This is a genomic window from Pantoea sp. USHLN256 (assembly GCF_037149875.1).
Classification (GTDB): domain Bacteria; phylum Pseudomonadota; class Gammaproteobacteria; order Enterobacterales; family Enterobacteriaceae; genus Pantoea; species Pantoea nemavictus.
The window spans coordinates 163198-180745 of the sequence record NZ_JBBCQO010000008.1; the positions used below are offsets into that span (position 1 = coordinate 163198).

12 protein-coding genes are annotated in these 17548 nt (G+C 52.8%); 10 read left to right on the top strand and 2 right to left on the bottom strand.

Annotated features, from left to right (window positions below; all coding sequences use genetic code 11):
• The first annotated feature begins 277 nt into the window (after positions 1 to 277).
• From putP to WFL93_RS18790, 10 genes are all read left to right on the top strand, one after another.
• Positions 278 to 1762: a sodium/proline symporter PutP gene (gene putP, locus WFL93_RS18745; RefSeq protein ID WP_007893718.1), complete on the top strand. Its 1485-nt coding sequence runs from the start codon at positions 278 to 280 to the stop codon at positions 1760 to 1762.
• 248 nt (positions 1763 to 2010) lie between these two features.
• Positions 2011 to 2844: an iron uptake transporter permease EfeU gene (gene efeU, locus WFL93_RS18750; RefSeq protein WP_336778769.1), complete on the top strand. Its 834-nt coding sequence runs from the start codon at positions 2011 to 2013 to the stop codon at positions 2842 to 2844.
• Positions 2845 to 2897: 53 nt separating this feature from the next.
• The gene (gene efeO, locus WFL93_RS18755; RefSeq protein ID WP_336778770.1) at positions 2898 to 4013 is read left to right on the top strand and encodes an iron uptake system protein EfeO; all 1116 of its coding nucleotides are present in this window, start codon (positions 2898 to 2900) and stop codon (positions 4011 to 4013) included.
• A gap of 2 nt (positions 4014 to 4015) precedes the next feature.
• Positions 4016 to 5293, top strand: coding sequence for an iron uptake transporter deferrochelatase/peroxidase subunit (gene efeB / locus WFL93_RS18760; protein ID WP_336778771.1), 1278 nt, complete (start codon positions 4016 to 4018; stop codon positions 5291 to 5293).
• A 297-nt stretch (positions 5294 to 5590) separates the two neighbouring features.
• Positions 5591 to 5803, top strand: coding sequence for a hypothetical protein (locus WFL93_RS18765; RefSeq protein WP_336778772.1), 213 nt, complete (start codon positions 5591 to 5593; stop codon positions 5801 to 5803).
• 64 nt (positions 5804 to 5867) lie between these two features.
• Complete coding sequence (gene phoH, locus WFL93_RS18770; protein ID WP_336778773.1) at positions 5868 to 6656, top strand: phosphate starvation-inducible protein PhoH; 789 nt, start codon at positions 5868 to 5870, stop codon at positions 6654 to 6656.
• Between the two features lie 449 nt (positions 6657 to 7105).
• On the top strand, positions 7106 to 7621 hold the full coding sequence (locus tag WFL93_RS18775) for a fimbrial protein (RefSeq protein WP_336778774.1): 516 nt from the start codon (positions 7106 to 7108) through the stop codon (positions 7619 to 7621).
• Between the two features lie 74 nt (positions 7622 to 7695).
• Positions 7696 to 8364, top strand: coding sequence for a fimbrial biogenesis chaperone (locus WFL93_RS18780; protein ID WP_336778775.1), 669 nt, complete (start codon positions 7696 to 7698; stop codon positions 8362 to 8364).
• Between the two features lie 65 nt (positions 8365 to 8429).
• A complete protein-coding gene (locus WFL93_RS18785) occupies positions 8430 to 10931 on the top strand; it encodes a fimbria/pilus outer membrane usher protein (protein ID WP_336778776.1) in 2502 nt (833 codons plus the stop codon).
• Positions 10932 to 10950: 19 nt separating this feature from the next.
• Positions 10951 to 11901, top strand: coding sequence for a fimbrial protein (locus WFL93_RS18790; RefSeq protein ID WP_336778777.1), 951 nt, complete (start codon positions 10951 to 10953; stop codon positions 11899 to 11901).
• Between the two features lie 150 nt (positions 11902 to 12051).
• On the opposite strand, the gene WFL93_RS18795 is transcribed toward WFL93_RS18790, so the two are convergent.
• Together WFL93_RS18795 and WFL93_RS18800 are read right to left on the bottom strand one after the other, a co-directional pair.
• Positions 12052 to 13698, bottom strand: coding sequence for a hypothetical protein (locus WFL93_RS18795; protein WP_336778778.1), 1647 nt, complete (start codon positions 13696 to 13698; stop codon positions 12052 to 12054).
• 81 nt (positions 13699 to 13779) lie between these two features.
• On the bottom strand, positions 13780 to 17548 hold a 3769-nt coding region (locus tag WFL93_RS18800; RefSeq protein ID WP_336778779.1), incomplete at its 5' end, for a hypothetical protein.

Here is a 17548-nt window from a genome sequence, read left to right on the forward strand (position 1 = left end):
TGCAACCGGCGTCTACAAGACGGCTCTTGATTACATAAAAGTGCAACTCAAACTGTGAGCAAGTGCAACCTATCAGCACGCGATACGCGAAGTGAGGTGAAACCGGTGTGACAGCTGTGTTAAATGCATTGTGCGCGCCGCACCTTTGCGGCAGGATACCGCGCCTTAAGGGAAATCGCTTTCTCTGGATGCGGTTCAACCTTGTCGCTACCCCGTTCCGGTGGCGCAGGTTTTAAAAGATTTCTCTTGATGGATTAAATAATAAGTGGAGAGACTGATGAGTGTAAGCACACCGATGTTGGTGACTTTTGTAGTGTATATCCTTGGGATGGTGTTAATAGGATTCATTGCCTATCGTGCGACCAAGAGTTTTGACGACTACATTCTTGGCGGCCGCAGTTTAGGCAGCGTGGTCACCGCGCTCTCTGCCGGTGCGTCTGATATGAGTGGATGGTTATTGATGGGCCTGCCGGGCGCCATCTTCCTTTCTGGTATTTCTGAAAGCTGGATCGCCATCGGCCTGATTATTGGTGCATGGCTGAACTGGCGCATCGTTGCTGGCCGTCTGCGCGTGCAGACCGAACATCACGATAACGCGTTAACCCTGCCTGATTTCTTCTCCAGCCGCTTCGAAGATAAAAGCAAGCTGCTGCGTGTGATCTCGGCGGTGGTGATTCTGATCTTCTTCACTATCTATTGTGCTTCTGGCGTAGTGGCTGGTGCGCGTCTGTTTGAAAGCACCTTCGGTATGGATTATCAGACCGCGCTGTGGGTGGGTGCTGCAGCCACCATTCTGTATACGCTGGTGGGCGGTTTCCTCGCGGTGAGCTGGACCGATACCGTGCAGGCGAGCCTGATGATCTTCGCGCTGATTTTGACGCCGGTGATGGTGATTATCGCGGTAGGGGGATTGGACCATTCACTGGCAGTGATCGAAGCCAAAAGCCTCGAAAATCTCGACATGCTGAAAGGCTTGAACTTTGTTGCGGTGATATCGCTGCTCGGTTGGGGCCTGGGCTACTTTGGCCAGCCGCATATTCTGGCGCGCTTTATGGCGGCGGATTCACACCATACCATTCGTAACGCACGCCGTATCAGCATGACCTGGATGATCCTGTGCCTCGGCGGTGCGGTGGCGGTCGGTTTCTTTGGTATCGCTTACTTCCAGAACCATCCCGACCAGGCGGCGGGCGTGAGCCAGAACGGCGAACGTGTGTTTATCGAACTGGCGCGTATCCTGTTCAACCCGTGGATTGCCGGTATTCTGCTGTCGGCGATTCTGGCGGCGGTAATGTCGACCCTGAGCTGCCAGCTGCTGGTGTGTTCCAGCGCGTTAACGGAAGATTTGTATAAAGGCTTCCTGCGTAAAAATGCCAGCCAGAAAGAGCTGGTGTGGATTGGGCGCTTGATGGTGCTGGTGATTGCGTTGATCGCTATCGCACTGGCGGCGAATCCGGAAAACCGCGTACTCGGCCTGGTAAGCTATGCCTGGGCGGGCTTTGGTGCGGCCTTTGGTCCGGTGGTGCTGTTCGGCGTGTGCTGGAAGCGTATGACGCGCAACGGTGCGCTGGCCGGCATGGTGATTGGTGCGCTGACCGTACTGCTGTGGAAAGATTATGGCTACGCGGAGCTGTACGAAATCATTCCAGGCTTTGCCTTCGCCAGTATCGCCATCGTGGTATTCAGCCTGCTGGGTCGTGGTCCCTCTGAAGCCGCGCAGCAACGCTTTGCCGCCGCAGAAGCGCAGTATCAAAGCAAATAATTTGTAGGGTCGCCATTCATGGCGACCAGGTGCGCATAAATGCGCACCCTACGAATTCAGCATCGTTTCGTTGTAGGGTCGCCATTCATGGCGACCAGCCCAAATATTCCCCCTCTGCAAACCGCAAAAGCAAAATTAATTTCACGCAGTGACTTGTATTTCTCCCTTCGATAATGATAATCGATATCGTTCGCACTTTACGTTTTTTTACCTAAGTTTTACCCTTCTTAAAATTCAAGAGGTTGGTGATGTTCGTTCCGTTTCTCATCATGCTGCGCGAAGGTCTGGAAGCAGCGCTCATCGTCAGCCTGATTGCCAGCTATCTTAAACGCACCCAGCGCACCCAATGGTTCCCGGCGATGTGGGCGGGGGTATTTATTGCCGCCGCGCTATGCCTGGCACTCGGCATCTTCATTAATGAAACCACTGGCGAGTTCCCACAGAAACAGCAGGAGCTGTTTGAAGGCATTGTTGCCGTGGTTGCTGTGGTGATCCTTACGTCGATGGTGTTCTGGATGCGCAAAGTCTCGCGCAATATCAAAGCCACGCTGGAAAAATCGGTGGATACCGCGCTGCAGAAGCGGGGCGGCAGCGGCTTTCCGCTGGTGCTGATGGTCTTTCTGGCGGTGGCGCGTGAAGGGCTGGAGTCGGTGTTTTTCCTGCTCGCCGCCTTTACGCAAGACGTCGGCTATGCGCCGCCGATGGGCGCGGTACTCGGTCTGGCAACCGCCGTGGTGCTGGGCATGCTGCTTTACTATGGCGGCATTCGCCTCAATCTGGCGCATTTCTTCCGCTGGACCAGCCTGTTCATTCTGTTTGTTGCCGCAGGACTTGCCGCCGGCGCTATCCGCGCTTTCCACGAAGCCGGTTTATGGAATCATTTCCAGGACGTGGCGTTTGATCTCAGCAACACGCTCTCAACCCATTCGGTATTCGGCACGCTGCTGGAGGGTATTTTGGGTTATCAGGAGACGCCAAGCGTGAGCGAAGTGGCGGTGTGGCTGATCTACCTGATTCCGGCACTGCTGCTGTTTTTCTTCCCGGCGCGTCCTTCGGTCAACGCGGCACGCACCACACGCTGAATTCAATCAGGCGCGATGGCGCGCCTGTTCTTCCATGTAACAGGGATATCACTATGACGATTCGCTTCCGCCGCAAGGCGCTGTTGGTTGCTATGCTGGCGCTTTCCGGTGCCGCTGCTGCTGCCGTCCCGCAAGTCACGGTAACGGTGACCGACCAGCAATGTGAGCCGATGTCGCTCAATGTGCAGGCCGGTAAAACCCAGTTCATCATCAAAAATAACAGCCAGAAAGCGCTGGAGTGGGAGATTCTGAAAGGGGTGATGGTGGTGGAAGAGCGTGAAAACATCGCGCCAGGCTTCAGCCAGAAACTCACCGCGAATCTGGAAGCGGGGGAATATGACATGACCTGCGGCCTGCTCAGCAACCCGAAAGGAAAGTTGGTGGTCAGCGGTGACGCGAAGAAAGCGGCGACCGGTAAACCGGACGTGCTGGAGCTGGTTGGCCCCATCGCTGACTACAAAGTCTATGTGATGAATGAAGTGAAAGCGTTGGTAACCGGCACTAAAGCGTTTACCGATGCGGTGAAAGCCGGCGACATCGAGAAAGCGAAAGCGCTGTTCGCGCCAACGCGCGTGCATTACGAGCGTATCGAGCCGATTGCCGAACTGTTCTCCGACCTGGATGGCAGTATCGATGCGCGTGAAGATGACTTCGAGAAGAAAAACGAAGATCCGAAATTCACCGGCTTCCATCGCCTGGAGAAAATCCTCTTCGCCGATAACACCACCAAAGGTGCCGAAGCGTTTGCCACTCAGCTGAACCAGGACGTGCTGGATCTGCAAACCCGCATCAGCCAGCTGGCGTTCCCGCCAGCGAAAGTGGTCGGCGGCGCGGCAGGTCTTATTGAAGAAGTGGCTTCCAGCAAGATTTCTGGCGAAGAAGATCGTTACAGCCGCACCGATCTGTCTGACTTCCAGGCCAATATCGATGGCGCGCAGAAAATTGTCGATTTGCTGCGTCCGCTGCTGCAGAAAAACAACCCGCAGCTGCTGGCGAAAGTGGATGCCAACTTTAAGAAAGTGGACGGCATTCTCAGCAAATATCGCACCAAAGACGGCTTCGAGTCGTACGAAAAACTGACCACCGCTGACCGTAACGCGCTGAAAGGCCCGATTACCACGCTGGCGGAAGATCTCTCCCTGCTGCGTGGAACCTTAGGTCTCGACTGATCATGAGTAATAAAAATGACGCGGCGCAGCCGTCGCGTCGTCGCTTATTGCAGGGATTAGGCATGCTGGGCGGTGCGGCCGCCCTCAGCGGCGGCTGTCCGTTCCATAGCGCAGCCGCCGACAGCTTCTCTCCCGGCACGGTTACGCCTAACTCGCGTCAGCAGGCACAACCCTTTTACGGTGCGCATCAGGCCGGCATTATCACGCCGCAGCAGGCGTCAATGATGCTGGTGGCGTTTGATGTTTTGGCGAGTGATAAGGCCGACCTTGAGCGGCTGTTTCGCTTACTCACCGAGCGCTTCGCCTTCCTGACCCAAGGCGGACCCGCGCCCGCTGTGACCAATCCGCAACTGCCGCCCATGGATTCGGGCATTCTCGGGGCCGATATCGCGCCGGACAATCTCACCATGACCTTGTCGGTTGGCGCGTCGCTGTTTGACGAGCGCTTCGACTTGAGCAGGCAAAAACCGGCCCAGCTGCAGACCATGACGCGTTTCCCCAATGATTCGCTGGATGCAGAACAGTGCCACGGCGACCTGTTATTGCAGATCTGCGCCAACACGCAGGATACGGTGATCCATGCGCTGCGTGACATCATCAAGCACACACCTGATTTGCTGGCGGTACGCTGGCGGCGCGACGGTTTTATTGCCGACCATGCCGCACGCAGCAACGGCAAGGAGACGCCGATCAATCTGCTGGGATTCAAAGACGGCACCGCTAATCCCGACACCCATAATCCGGCGTTGATGAACCAGCTGTTGTGGGTCACCGACGAGCAGCAGGAGCCGGCATGGACGCGCGGCGGCAGTTATCAGGCGGTGCGCATCATCCGTTTCCACGTCGAGATGTGGGATCGCACGCCGCTTGGCGAGCAGCAAACCATTTTTGGCCGCGAGAAGTTATCCGGTGCACCGCTCGGCATGAAAAACGAGCATGACGTACCGGATTACAGTAAAGATCCCGATGGTGATTTGATTGCGCTGGATGCGCATATTCGTCTCGCCAACCCGCGTACGCCACAAACCGACAGCAGTTTGATGCTGCGGCGCGGTTACAGCTATTCCAGCGGCATTACCGGTTCGGGTCAGTTGGATATGGGTTTATTGTTTGTGTGTTATCAGCACGACTTAGCCAAAGGCTTTATTACCGTACAGCAACGTTTAAATGGCGAAGCGCTGGAAGAGTATATACGCCCGATTGGCGGCGGTTACTTTTTCGCCTTACCTGGCGTCGTGGATGAAAAACATTATCTCGGACAACCTTTATTGCAAGACTGATTAATAAATGCACAACGCCTGCATGCCAGATTGCGCCGCAGGCTTTTTTGTTACGCATTCCTTAAACTTTCCCCTGGTTGTAGCCGCTTCCGAATGTTCCTAAAAAGGATGGTTTATCTCCAATAAACCATCCTTTTGATAATTATGATAAATTTAATTTAAGTTAAACGCGCTCAGGCTTCGCTTATCATTTTTTCTTTGCGGGGAAGTAAAATTACTGTTGCAAACCACCGCAAATATGATGCACTTTATTCATAAGCGTTGTCAGTTGTGTGGCTAAGCCACTGGAGTTCGCGCATGATTCGTTCCTCGCTGGGACAGTTAAATAGTTTCAACACACGCAGTACACTGCGGGGGATTTCTTCCCTCAAAAGCAACCTCTCTTCATTTAAAACTTCGTTCTCGTTCAATCTCAGTTTCTTTACCGGTGCGCGCCTGCGTTTCGGCGCTGATGCACACCATTCTCAATGGCTCGAAAACGGCTTACAAGGAAGCCAGATAAACCTCTAAAGCGTTCAAGTCATCGCCGCGGGTGATCCGCCGCGATAAATGAAACCAACTGTAAGGTGCCACTATGGGAAGACAGAAAGCAGTGATCAAAGCACGTCGTGAAGCCAGACGCGTTATTCGTAGCGACTCTCGCAGTCACCGTCAGCGTGAAGAAGAATCGGTCACTTCGCTGGTGCAGATGGGTGGGTTGGATTCGATTGGTATGGCACGTGATGCACGTGACCGCGGGCCGATTGAAGCCAGAAATGAAGCTCAGGCACACTATCTCCATGCCATAGAATCGAAACAGCTTATTTTCGCTACCGGTGAAGCCGGCTGCGGAAAAACCTGGATTAGCGCAGCCAAAGCGGCTGAGGCCCTGATCAATAAGGACATCGAAAGGATTATTGTGACGCGCCCGGTTCTGCAGGCGGATGAAGATCTCGGTTTCCTTCCCGGAGACATTTCCGAGAAATTCGCGCCTTATTTCCGACCGGTATATGACGTTCTGGTTAAACGTCTCGGCGCTTCCTTTATGCAATACTGCCTGCGGCCCGAAATTGCCAAGGTAGAGATCGCGCCCTTCGCATACATGCGCGGACGTACCTTTGAAAATTCGGTGGTGATCCTTGATGAGGCACAAAACGTCACCGCCGCACAGATGAAGATGTTCCTGACGCGCCTGGGTGAAAACGTGACGGTTATCGTCAACGGTGATATCACCCAGTGCGACCTGCCGTCCCATGCTAAATCGGGTCTTGCCGATGCGTTAGCGCGCTTCGAAGAAGATGAGATGATTGGCGTGGTGCGTTTCGGCAAAGAGGATTGCGTCCGTTCAGCGCTGTGTCAACGCACGCTGCACGCTTACAGTTAACCGTTTGATTGAGAATGTAGCTAAGCAAAACCCGGCGCAAGCCGGGTTTTTTTTATCGCTAAAAGCGAGTTTGATCATTATTAGTCATTTATTCTCAAAAACAGCTTTTACTAAATAAAGCCAAAGCATTCTGGCAATTATAAATTCATTTTTTATTTATTAGCCACTGCGCATTGCTATCAATAATTCAGCTGGGTTGTGATATTCCACTCTAAAAGAGTAAAGGTATTTACAAACAGTGTTTCTTGATGATTTTGGTGAGTTTGATATTTTTTTCTGTTGATGGTTCTCTTTTTATTCAAATAAAAAACAACAACCAAGACCGATCTTGTACCACTCCAAGACCCATCCGCTATACCTTAATTCAAGGGAAGTGGCCACCCACCTGCAGTAGCGATGCATCGAATTAAATTAACTCAACGACGCTTTTCTATTCAGGAATAGTTAATATGAAAAATCCATTTATTTTATCTGCGGTAATCGCAGTCTCATCGCTAACAACCTTTGCTCACGCTAGCGATGGTACGATAAATGTGACGGGAACGATTTCAGATACAACCTGTACCATCAATGCCGGTAGCGTATCCATCGACGTCGATTTCGGCACCATTTCTTCAAGAGCTTTTACCGGTCCGGGTTCTACCGCCGGTATTGAACCTATTAAAATTGATTTTGATTCTTGCCCTGCATCCATTAACAGCGCCGCCGTTAGCTTTGATGGCACCAGCGATGCGGTTAACAGTAATTTATTTGCGCTAACCTCCACAGCTCCAGCGACCGGTGTCGCGGTCGGTCTGTATGAAGCTGATGGTGCAACTGAGATTCCTTATGGCTCAACGTCAAAATCAGTTCCTCTGACGACAACCGGCGGCACATTAAGTTATTTCGCCAAATATGTGCAAACTACCACGCCAATAGCGGCAGGTAGCGCTGACACTGTGATTAACTTTACCGTTAAATATTAATCGCTTTATTGAGATGCAGGATGCTTATTACGCATCCTGCACAGGCGACATATCGGGTAAGCAGGATATAACCTATGTTAGTAAAAACTTTCCGCTATGCAGTGGGCGTACTGTTATTGATTAGCGGCATCGCCCACGCTGGCGTTTCGCTTGGCGGCACGCGTGTGGTTTACGAGGCAGCAAAAAGCGAGAGCAATATCTCTGTTAAGAACTCAGAGAAAAAAAGTTTTCTGATTCAATCGTGGGTTGAAACAGAGGATCATATTAAGACCAATGCATTTATTGTCACACCGCCGCTTTTTCGCTTAAACGGTGAACAGGAAAATGTGTTGCGTATCATTAAATCTAATGTGCCACTTCCACAAGATAAAGAGTCACTTTTTTGGTTGAACGTTAAAGCGATCCCTGCATCAAATAAAAATAGCCAGAATGAAGTGTTAATTGCGGTCAAAACGCAAATAAAGTTATTTTACCGACCAGTGGCATTAACAGGCGCTGCCGCTGATGCTTATAAATCGCTGAAAATAACACGCACAGGCAATCAACTTATTGTAGAAAATCCAACTGGCTACTTTGTCTCTTTTTATAGCTTGAGTGTTGGCGCGAACAACATAAAAGATCCGGGCTACATCGCACCGAAAAGTAAAAAGAACTATGTCATTCCTGCAGGTGCAGCGGGGAAAGTGAGTTGGAAGGCGATTGGCGACTACGGAAATATCACGGCTGAAGCCACATCAAAATAATGATGTGCCATGAGCGTTGACACGACTGCAGCGACCCGTGGTGGGTATTAAGTGGAGATAATAATATGCGAGTGTTATATGTTTCGAAAACAGTAACATTACAGCTTATTTTTTTGCTAGCACTCAGCTCAGATATCTATGCAGAAGAGTATTTTAACCCTGCAGCACTGGAACTGAGCGATGCTGAGCGAGAGTCCGTAAATCTGGATCTTCTGTCAAAAAATGATACGCAATTGCCCGGTCGTTACCGTGTCGGTGTCAATGTTAATGAGAAGTTTATTGCAGCGCAGGACATTAACTTTGTTTTGCTTGGCCATCAATTGCACCCAGAGTTAACGGTGAGTGACTTACAGCGATACGGTGTGAAAATTGATGCCTTTGCGGCATTGAAATCCCTTAATGCCGAACACCCTATCGGTGAGATGAGTCATTACATTCCCGACGCCAGCACACAATTTGATTTCAATACTCAGCAACTGAATATCAGTATTCCTCAGGCGGCACTCAATCAAACCTCACGCGATTATATTGATCCCAGCGAATGGGATCGAGGCATACCCGCATTGCTCCTGAACTACAGTGCCAATGCCGCTAACGCTGTGAATAAAAATCATGCCGCCTCAAATAATTCTCGCTTCCTCAATCTGAGAAGTGGGGCTAACTGGGGGGCATGGCGCTTAAGGAATTATTCAACCTGGTCTGATAATAATAGTGCGCAGCAATGGAATACTATCAGTACCTATGTTCAGCGTGACATCCAACCGTTAAAGTCGCAGCTTATTGCCGGTGACAGTTTCACCCCTTCTGATATTTATGACAGCGTGCCATTTCGCGGTATTCAGTTGCTGTCAGACGACAATATGTATCCCGATAGTCAGCGCGGTTACGCGCCGGTGATACGCGGTATTGCACAATCAAATGCTCAGGTCTCAGTGAAGCAGAATGGTTATGTGATCTATCAAACCTATGTCGCACCAGGCGCGTTTGAAATTACCGATCTCTATCCCACCGCTACCAGCGGCGACCTTGAAGTCATGGTTAAAGAGGCCGATGGAACAGAGCGCGTTGCGGTGCAGCCTTATTCCGCCGTGCCGATTATGCTGCGTGAAGGTCGCGTGAAATATGGCATCTCTGCCGGTAACTTTCGCTCGACCTCAGCCTTAGCACGCGAACCTATTTTTACTCAAGGCAGCGTGATTTATGGACTTCCCTCTGCAACATCCGTTTATGCCGGCGTGATAGCGTCGCCCTCATACCTGTCAGGAATGCTGGGGGTAGGTCATGGATGGGGTGATTGGGGATCGTTGTCATTTGATGTGTCTCAAGCCGAAACCCAATTACCGGGAGCAACGGAAAAGAAGAGCGGGCAGTCATTTCGCGTCCAATATTCAAAAGATATTAATCGCCTGGGAACCAACTTTACCCTGGCAAGTTACCGCTATTCCACTCAAGGATTCTATGACTTTAAAGAGTCAAATGAGATCAATGCTGATGCATCGAACGATGAGCGTCTGCAGGTCTACAGCAATAAACGCAGCCGAACTCAGGTTAATATCAACCAGCGAATATTTGATGCCGGCAATGTTTTTATTACGGGCCTGCAGCAGGATTATTGGGGGCGTAAGGGTTCTGAACGTAGCGTAAATATTGGCTGGAATGCCAGCTTACAGCATATTTCCTATGGGTTGAGTTACGGCCTGAATAAGACGCCGTTAGCAAAGGGTACAGAGCAATTATTTGCCTTCAATATGCAAATTCCGCTGAGCAAGGGTTTGTCCAACAGTCGCCTGAGTTACTCGATTGATACCAGCGATCGCGGTCGCACCGCCCAGCGTGTTGGCATCAGCGGCACGGCGCTGGAGCAAAACAACCTTAATTATGATCTGCAACAGAGCTATGCCAGCCAGGGAACCGGCTACGGCGGCAATACATCTGTGAATTATCGTGGCACTTATGGTCAGGTGAATGCGGGATACAGTTATGGACGTGACACGCGGCAAATCAATGTCGGCGCTCAGGGCGGTGTGGTGGCACATCCCTGGGGCGTTACGTTATCTCAACCCTTAGGCGAGACGATGTTGCTGGTGCGCGCACCGGATGCAGACGGCGTCTCAGTCCAAAATCAAACCGGTATCAATACGGACCGGCGTGGCTACGCTGTGGTTCCCTACGCCACAAGCTATCGAAAAAATCGTATTGCGCTTGATCCGGCAACGTTCAAACAGGGTGTTGATATTGACACCACCGTAGCGACAGCCGTTCCGACACAAGGTGCCGTGGTGGTCGCCAATTTTGCGACACGCGTGGGACATCGCACCTTAATCACCCTAACTCAAGCGGGGCGGCCAGTGCCGTTTGGCGCGGAAGTGAGCTATCAGGCAGACAACGCTAAACCCGTTATCAGCATCGCCGGCACGCACGGTGAGACCTATTTAGCCGGTATGCCTGATAAAGGGGTGCTGATGGTGAAGTGGGGAGAGCAACCGCACCAGCAATGCCAGGCTGCTTTCACTATAGAGGTAAAGGAAGGTGAGCCGCTTCAATATGGCAGCGCCGTCTGTAGTTAACGCCATCAAGGAGGAAAAAATGAAGTCACTTCTTCACTGCTTGCTTTTATTATCAGGTTTATCAATGTTCGGCAGCAGTTGGGCGGCCTGTACCTCAGCCCCAGCCACACTCAATGTGGCGATGTCGCCACCGACAGCAGTCAGTTCACTTACGCCAATTGGCACGGTTATTAGCACTGGCTCCGTCAACTATCGTGTGACCTGCAGCGGAGTCGGCGCGAATACCGCAATGCTGCGCTCTGGTTTAAATACGGATTATGGTGCTTCACCCGTGCCTGGCGTGAGAAACACCTCCCTTGCCGGGATCGGCATCCGCTGGACCAATACCAGCAATGGAACGCCTTTTGTCTGGACTAACTATTCGATGTCGGACGGAAGCATTTATCGCGGATTAAACATTACGGGTGCGCGCGAGATGTCAGATCTTTTTGAATTGGTTAAAACCGGCCCCGTCACGTCAGGCACTACGACTACGTGGGTGCTCAATTATAACTGGCGGACAGGGACCGCCGGCGCGCAGACGCGTTTATTAACGGTGAATTTACCGGCTATGACGATTCCGGTTGCCACCTGTTCGCTGACGCAAACCGTAATCCCGGTCAATTTGGGCAATAAAATACCGCTAAAAACGTTCACCGGGCCGGGAAGTGTCTCTTCATCCGAAGGGTTCAACATCCCTTTAATCTGCGATCCTCAGGTGCCCGTAACAGTGCAATTCACTGGCACGCCAGCAGCGGGATTGCCAACGGTTCTGGCACTCAGCGCGGATAGTGTGGCGACCGGATTGGGCGTTCAGCTTGCCTATCATGATGTCCCCGTTACGCTTAATTCGGCGCTGGCTGTGGGTGACAGCGGAGCGGCAGGCGGCGTATACGACATTCCCTTTACGGCGCGTTTTTATCAAACGGCTGCGACGGTTACGCCGGGGTTAGCTCGGGCAGTCGCTACGTTCACCCTGACCTATAACTAACAGCGCCAAAGTGGACGGCTTGATTAACGTCACTCAGGCATGGCGCTGAATAAGCGGAAAAACCCGGCATAAGCCGGGTTTGTAGAGTGTTTCACTGCTCAGCCATCAATTATCATAAACATCTGATGCAATGGCGAGAGCGATTGCTGCTTACAGCTGAGACAGCGCGTTTTGCTCTTCCAGCTGATCAACCCACTGCACGTTGAGCGGTGCAAACTCACTGTTCACACCTTCCATCACCGAGCTATAAGCCATATCCGCCGGGCTAATCGTCAGTTCAACGCGTGCGTCCTCTGCCTGCGCTGCCATCAACACCGCATCGGCGTCAGCCAGCAGCAGCGCAGGCTCTGCCTGCATCAGCAAACTGCTGAAGGCATTCTTGCTGAAGGTGAAGCTTTCACTGTAGGCATCGCCCACTTTGATCATCAGGCTGTTAACACCATCGGGGAAGGTGGCAGGCGTGCCCCACTTACCATAGATGTTGGTATCGGCGCGGCCGTAAAACTCGCCATTGAGATAGATCTCGACGGTAGTGCCAGGCTGCGCAGTGCCATTAATCACAAAGCTGGTGGCCGCGGTAGCGCCGCCATCGGCAACGATGCCATTGGTGCTGAAGAGCGTATCGATGCTGAGATCGGCCGATGGGCCGGTGCCAGGCACTGGCGTTGGGGCTGGCGCTGGAGTCGGTTCTGGCGTCGGCTCAGGCGTTGGGGCTGGCGTTGGCTCAGGGGTCGGTTCCGGGGTAGGCTCCGGCGTTACCACCGAAGATGGCTGCACATCGATAGTGAATGGCTTACTGAACTGGCCGCGTGAAGCGATTTTCAGCTCGTTAATGCCCGTTGCCAGCGTTGGCTCGTAGCTCCATTTGCCCTCTGCATCAGCGGTGATCATGGCAATTTCACGACCATTCACATACAGCTGCACGATGGCACCGGGTACCAGCGTGGTGCCGGAAATCAGTACGCTGTTGCCATCGGTGCTGCCATCAGCCGGGATGCTGGCTTTGTCGCCGCCCAGATTGTTGACCGCAGTGATTGCCACTGCAGGCGCAGGCGTAGGTTCCGGTGCTGGCGTTGGCTCTGGTGTAGGTTCCGGCGTTGGCGCAGGTGCGACCGGTGTACCGGCAGGTTGCACATCAACAGTAAAGGCTGGGCTCCATTGACCACGTGAAACCACCTTCAGTTCATTGTTGCCGTTGGTCAGATTAGCGTCATAGCTCCATTTGCCCTCGGCGTCTGCGGTAACCATCGCAATCTCGCGACCATTAGCGAACAGCTGCACGGTGGCGTTAGGCTGAGCATTGCCAGAGATACGCACGCTGTTGCCATCGGTTGCGCCACCCGCAGGCACTGCTGCCTGCTCGCCGCTGAGGTTATTGATGCCGGTAATGGCTAAACCTGTTGGGGTAGGGGCAGGTGGCGTCACGGGATCAGGCGTGACAATCGGACCCGGGCCTGGCGTCGGTTCTGGCGTTGGCTCAGGTCGGGCCGGTTCAGCGGGTTTCATCCAGACGACAAAGCTGTCACTGGTCTGGCCCTGAGACATCACGCTGAACTCTTGCGCGCCCATATTAAGCGGCATGGTCGGGGTGTAGGTCCAGTTGCCGGAGGTATCAGCATCAACGACGCCAATAAAACGCCCATGCGCATAGATAAACACCATGCTATTCGGCGCTGCAGTGCCGTTCAGTTTTGGCGTGGTATCGTGGGAAGTGCCTAAAAATGAGATGGATTTTTCCACGTCGCCGCTGTTATCCAGCACGGAGGTAATGGTGGGTTTTACAAAGTGTGTGGTCATAAAGTTCCCTTTCGAGATAAGTCGAGCCGTCGGCTCAGGAGAAAGCACGCCCCGCAGGGCGTGCTGGTATCACGAAGATGATTAGCCTTGCGTCAGTGACTGATGCTCGTCTAACAGTTCGATGCTGAGTAGCGTGTTGGCCACCATGTCGCTGGAGAGCGCATCGTGCAGTGAAGAGTGCGCCATATCCGCTTCGCTGATGGTCAATGCCACGAAGCTATCCTGATCATCGCTCTCCGTTTGCGCGGCGAACAGCATCGCGTCGCCATCGGCCAGCAGCGATGAGATTTCAGGCCAAGGCGCATCGTCTGAGGTTTTGATGTTCAGAACCAAGCTATCGCTGGATTTTCCATCCTCATCGCGCGCAACGAAGCTGTGGGTGCCAGGCAGCAATGGTGTCTCAATGTTGATGGTCCATGATCCGTTCCAGTTACTGGTGGTGGTCGCAATCAGCTGGTTGTCCTGGTCATACAGTGAAATCAGCTTGTTAGGATTGCTGCCGCCGTGGAACGAAGGCATAGCATCATCAATGAAGCTGCCAGAAGGACGAACACCACGATAATCACCTACATCGTCATAGGCGATCATGTTCGGCGCAGGGTCGAGATCGCGGATATTGACGGTGAACGTGCTGCCCGAATTCCCGTACTCATTGGCTGCTGAGAATTCCCATTGGCCTGGTGACAGCGGTTCCTTCGGCGTAAAGCGCCAGTCGCCCTTGCTGTTGGTACGAGTGCTACCAATCACATTATTGTCGCCATCCAGAATGGTGATGATAACGTTCGGGCGAGCTCCGCCACCGTACAGTTCCGGCTGTGCGTCATCAGTCCAGCTGCCGCTGTTCATTAGCCATGGCATGGTGCCGACGCTGTCGTACGCCGATGTGATGTAAGGAACATTGAGGTACTGCTCAATGTTTTCTGGCATATCGATCGGGAATGCTGCCTGCTCAGGTTGTTCCGGCTGCGCTGGCTCTGCCAGATCCGGAATATAGTTGAAGTAAAATGCCTCGCTCCATTGACCTCTGGAAACGGCAAAGTAGGTATTTTCACCGACCAGGGCAGAGACGGTATGGCTCCAGTTGCCGTTGGCATCCGCGGTAATCACAATGGGCAGGCTTGAGTGAGAATCATAAATCTCAACCGTTGCACCAGGCTGTGCGATACCGTGCAGAACGAGTTCCGCATCACCGGCTGCACCCCCGTTCTCATGCATCTCACCATCCGCGAATAGCCCGGTGATCACCGGCGCATCTTCCAGCGTCAGGTAGAAGTTCTCGCTGGCCACGCCGTTTTCCACCACATAGATCTCGTTGCGACCTGGATTGAGGTTGATATCGACCTGCCAGATGCCCGACATATCCGCCTGCGCACTGCCCAGGTGTTGCCCGCCCACGTACACCTGAATAATGGCGTTCGGCGCAGAAACACCGCGCAATTGCGGGATGGCATCATCGGTGAAAGCATTGTTTTGTAATTGCCACGCAACGCCGTGGTCATCCTGTGCAATGAGGATCTGCGGTGCCGGTGAACCCTGAACGGTAACCGCGACCGCCTCGCTGAACTGACCATCAAGACCGATTCTCAGGCTATTTTCACCATCAAACAGCGCGGTGCTTACAATCCAGTCTCCCGTGCTCGCAACTTCAATGGTGGTCACTAGCTGATCGTTGAGATACAGCGTGATCATTGAACCCGCCGGCGCCTTACCGCTGAATACTGACTGACGTTCAGCGGTGGTGGTATTACCGTCGCTCAGCTCGTTGTGATAAACGATGCTCAACTCAGGGTTGGCAGGGTCAACCGGAATGACCGGATCAACCGGAAGGACGGGATCCACGGGTTCGACAGGGACAACTTCAGGTTGATAGGTCAGTTCAAATACGTCGCTCTCTGCGCCATTTGATTTAACCATGATGCGGTTAACGCCTTCGGTCAGCCTTGGGTTGAAGTACCAGAGCCCATTTCTGTCGGCATAAGTGGAATCAATCATGACGTCGTTAACCCAAAGCTGAACTCGCATGTGGGCTTCCGCAATTCCGCTTAGCTGAGGGGTAGCGCTCTGCGTGATATCACCAGTTTGTACCTGGGTAAAGTCATCGGCAAATACTGACCAGATTTCAGGCGCTGGCGTGGTTGCTGGACCTTCAAAGGGCTGATAGTCGACGACAAAAGGCTCACTTGATACGCCACGAGATACCACAACAATACTGTTTTGCCCCTCACTTAACGTCGCCCAATGATCCCATGCGCCATAATAGTTAGCCTGCTTGGTTTCAATCAGGTCACCGTTAATCCAGATTTCGATAAAGGCGAACGGATGGCTGGCCGTGCCCCTAATTTGCACCGTGTCGTCGTTGGTGGCTTCGCCAGTTTGCAACGTTTTGGGATCGTACTCATCGGCATAAACGTACGAGATCTCAGGTGCCGGCAAATTCAATGCTGGCACGTTCACCAGTACCGGCTCACTCTGCTGATCGCCAACGCGCACGGTCAGCATGTTGTCGCCTAACTGGAGATCAATAGCTTTATCCCATTCACCTTGTCCATTGGTAAGCGCGATACCTATTTCAGTATCACCCAACCAGATCTGCACCCATTGATTTGCTGGCCCTTTACCGAACAAGCGCACCTCAGCGCTTTCTGGTGAGGCATTTGGCTCAAGGATCTGGCCAGTGGCGAGATCACGAATCCCGGTGATGGCCAGCTCAGGTTCTTCCGGTTCGACCGGCACCACCAGTGGCTCATAGATAACCTCAAAGGGCTCGCTGGTCACACCCATCGACTTCACTACGATCTGGTTCAGACCCTCTTCCAGCGTTGGGGTGTAGCGCCATTCGCCGTAGCGGTTAGCATTAACGGTGCGCACCAGCTGATCGTTGATCCAAATCTGTACCAGCATATTAGCGCCGGCAATCCCACTCAGCTGTGGAGTTGCATCTTGCGTAGTGTCGCCTGACAGGATCGGGCCTGCGCCATTTTCATCGGCGAGCAGCTCGGTGATTTCCAGCGCCGGCGGTGGCGGGTTCTGGGTAGTGATGATGACCGCTTCACTCTGATTGCCAGCGTGTCTCACGGTAATACTATTTTCACCTTCCAGCAGATAGATTGGTGTACTCCAACGACCGTCGCTGCCGCTGTAAACATTGTTAACCAGTTGGTCGCCGATCCAGATCTGCACAATGGTACCGCGAGGACCGGTGCCGCTGAGGATCACATTGCGGCCGGTAATGGTGCCGTGCGGATCTACGGGGTTGCCTGTCAGGATATCCTGCATCTGGGTGATTGCCAGTGCGGGCTGCTCAGGAACAGCTGGCGGGGCATAGTAAATATCGTAAGGTTCGCTGGAAACACCCTGCGATTTCACCACGATCTGATTGCGACCTTCACGCAGCGTGAGGTGATAAGACCAGTTGCCGAAATTATCGGCCTGAACGGTATCGATGCGTCGACCATGCTGCCAGATTTCCACCTCAGCAAAACTGCCGGCGTTATGACCACGGATATATGGCGTGGCGTCATCGGTGCTATCACCGTTACCAATATGACCATGGCTGTTTTCATCAGCCCAGACAGAGGTAATGACCGGCACTGGCGGGGCTGGCGAAGCATAGTAAATATCGTAAGGTTCGCTGGAAACACCCTGCGATTTCACCACGATCTGATTGCGACCTTCACGCAGCGTAAGGTTATAAGACCAGTTGCCGAAATTGTCCGCCTGAACGGTATCGATGCGTCGGCCATGCAGCCAGATTTCCACCTCAGCAAAACTGCCGACGTTATGACCACGGATATATGGCGTGGCGTCATCGGTGCTATCACCGTTACCAATATGACCATGGCTGTTTTCA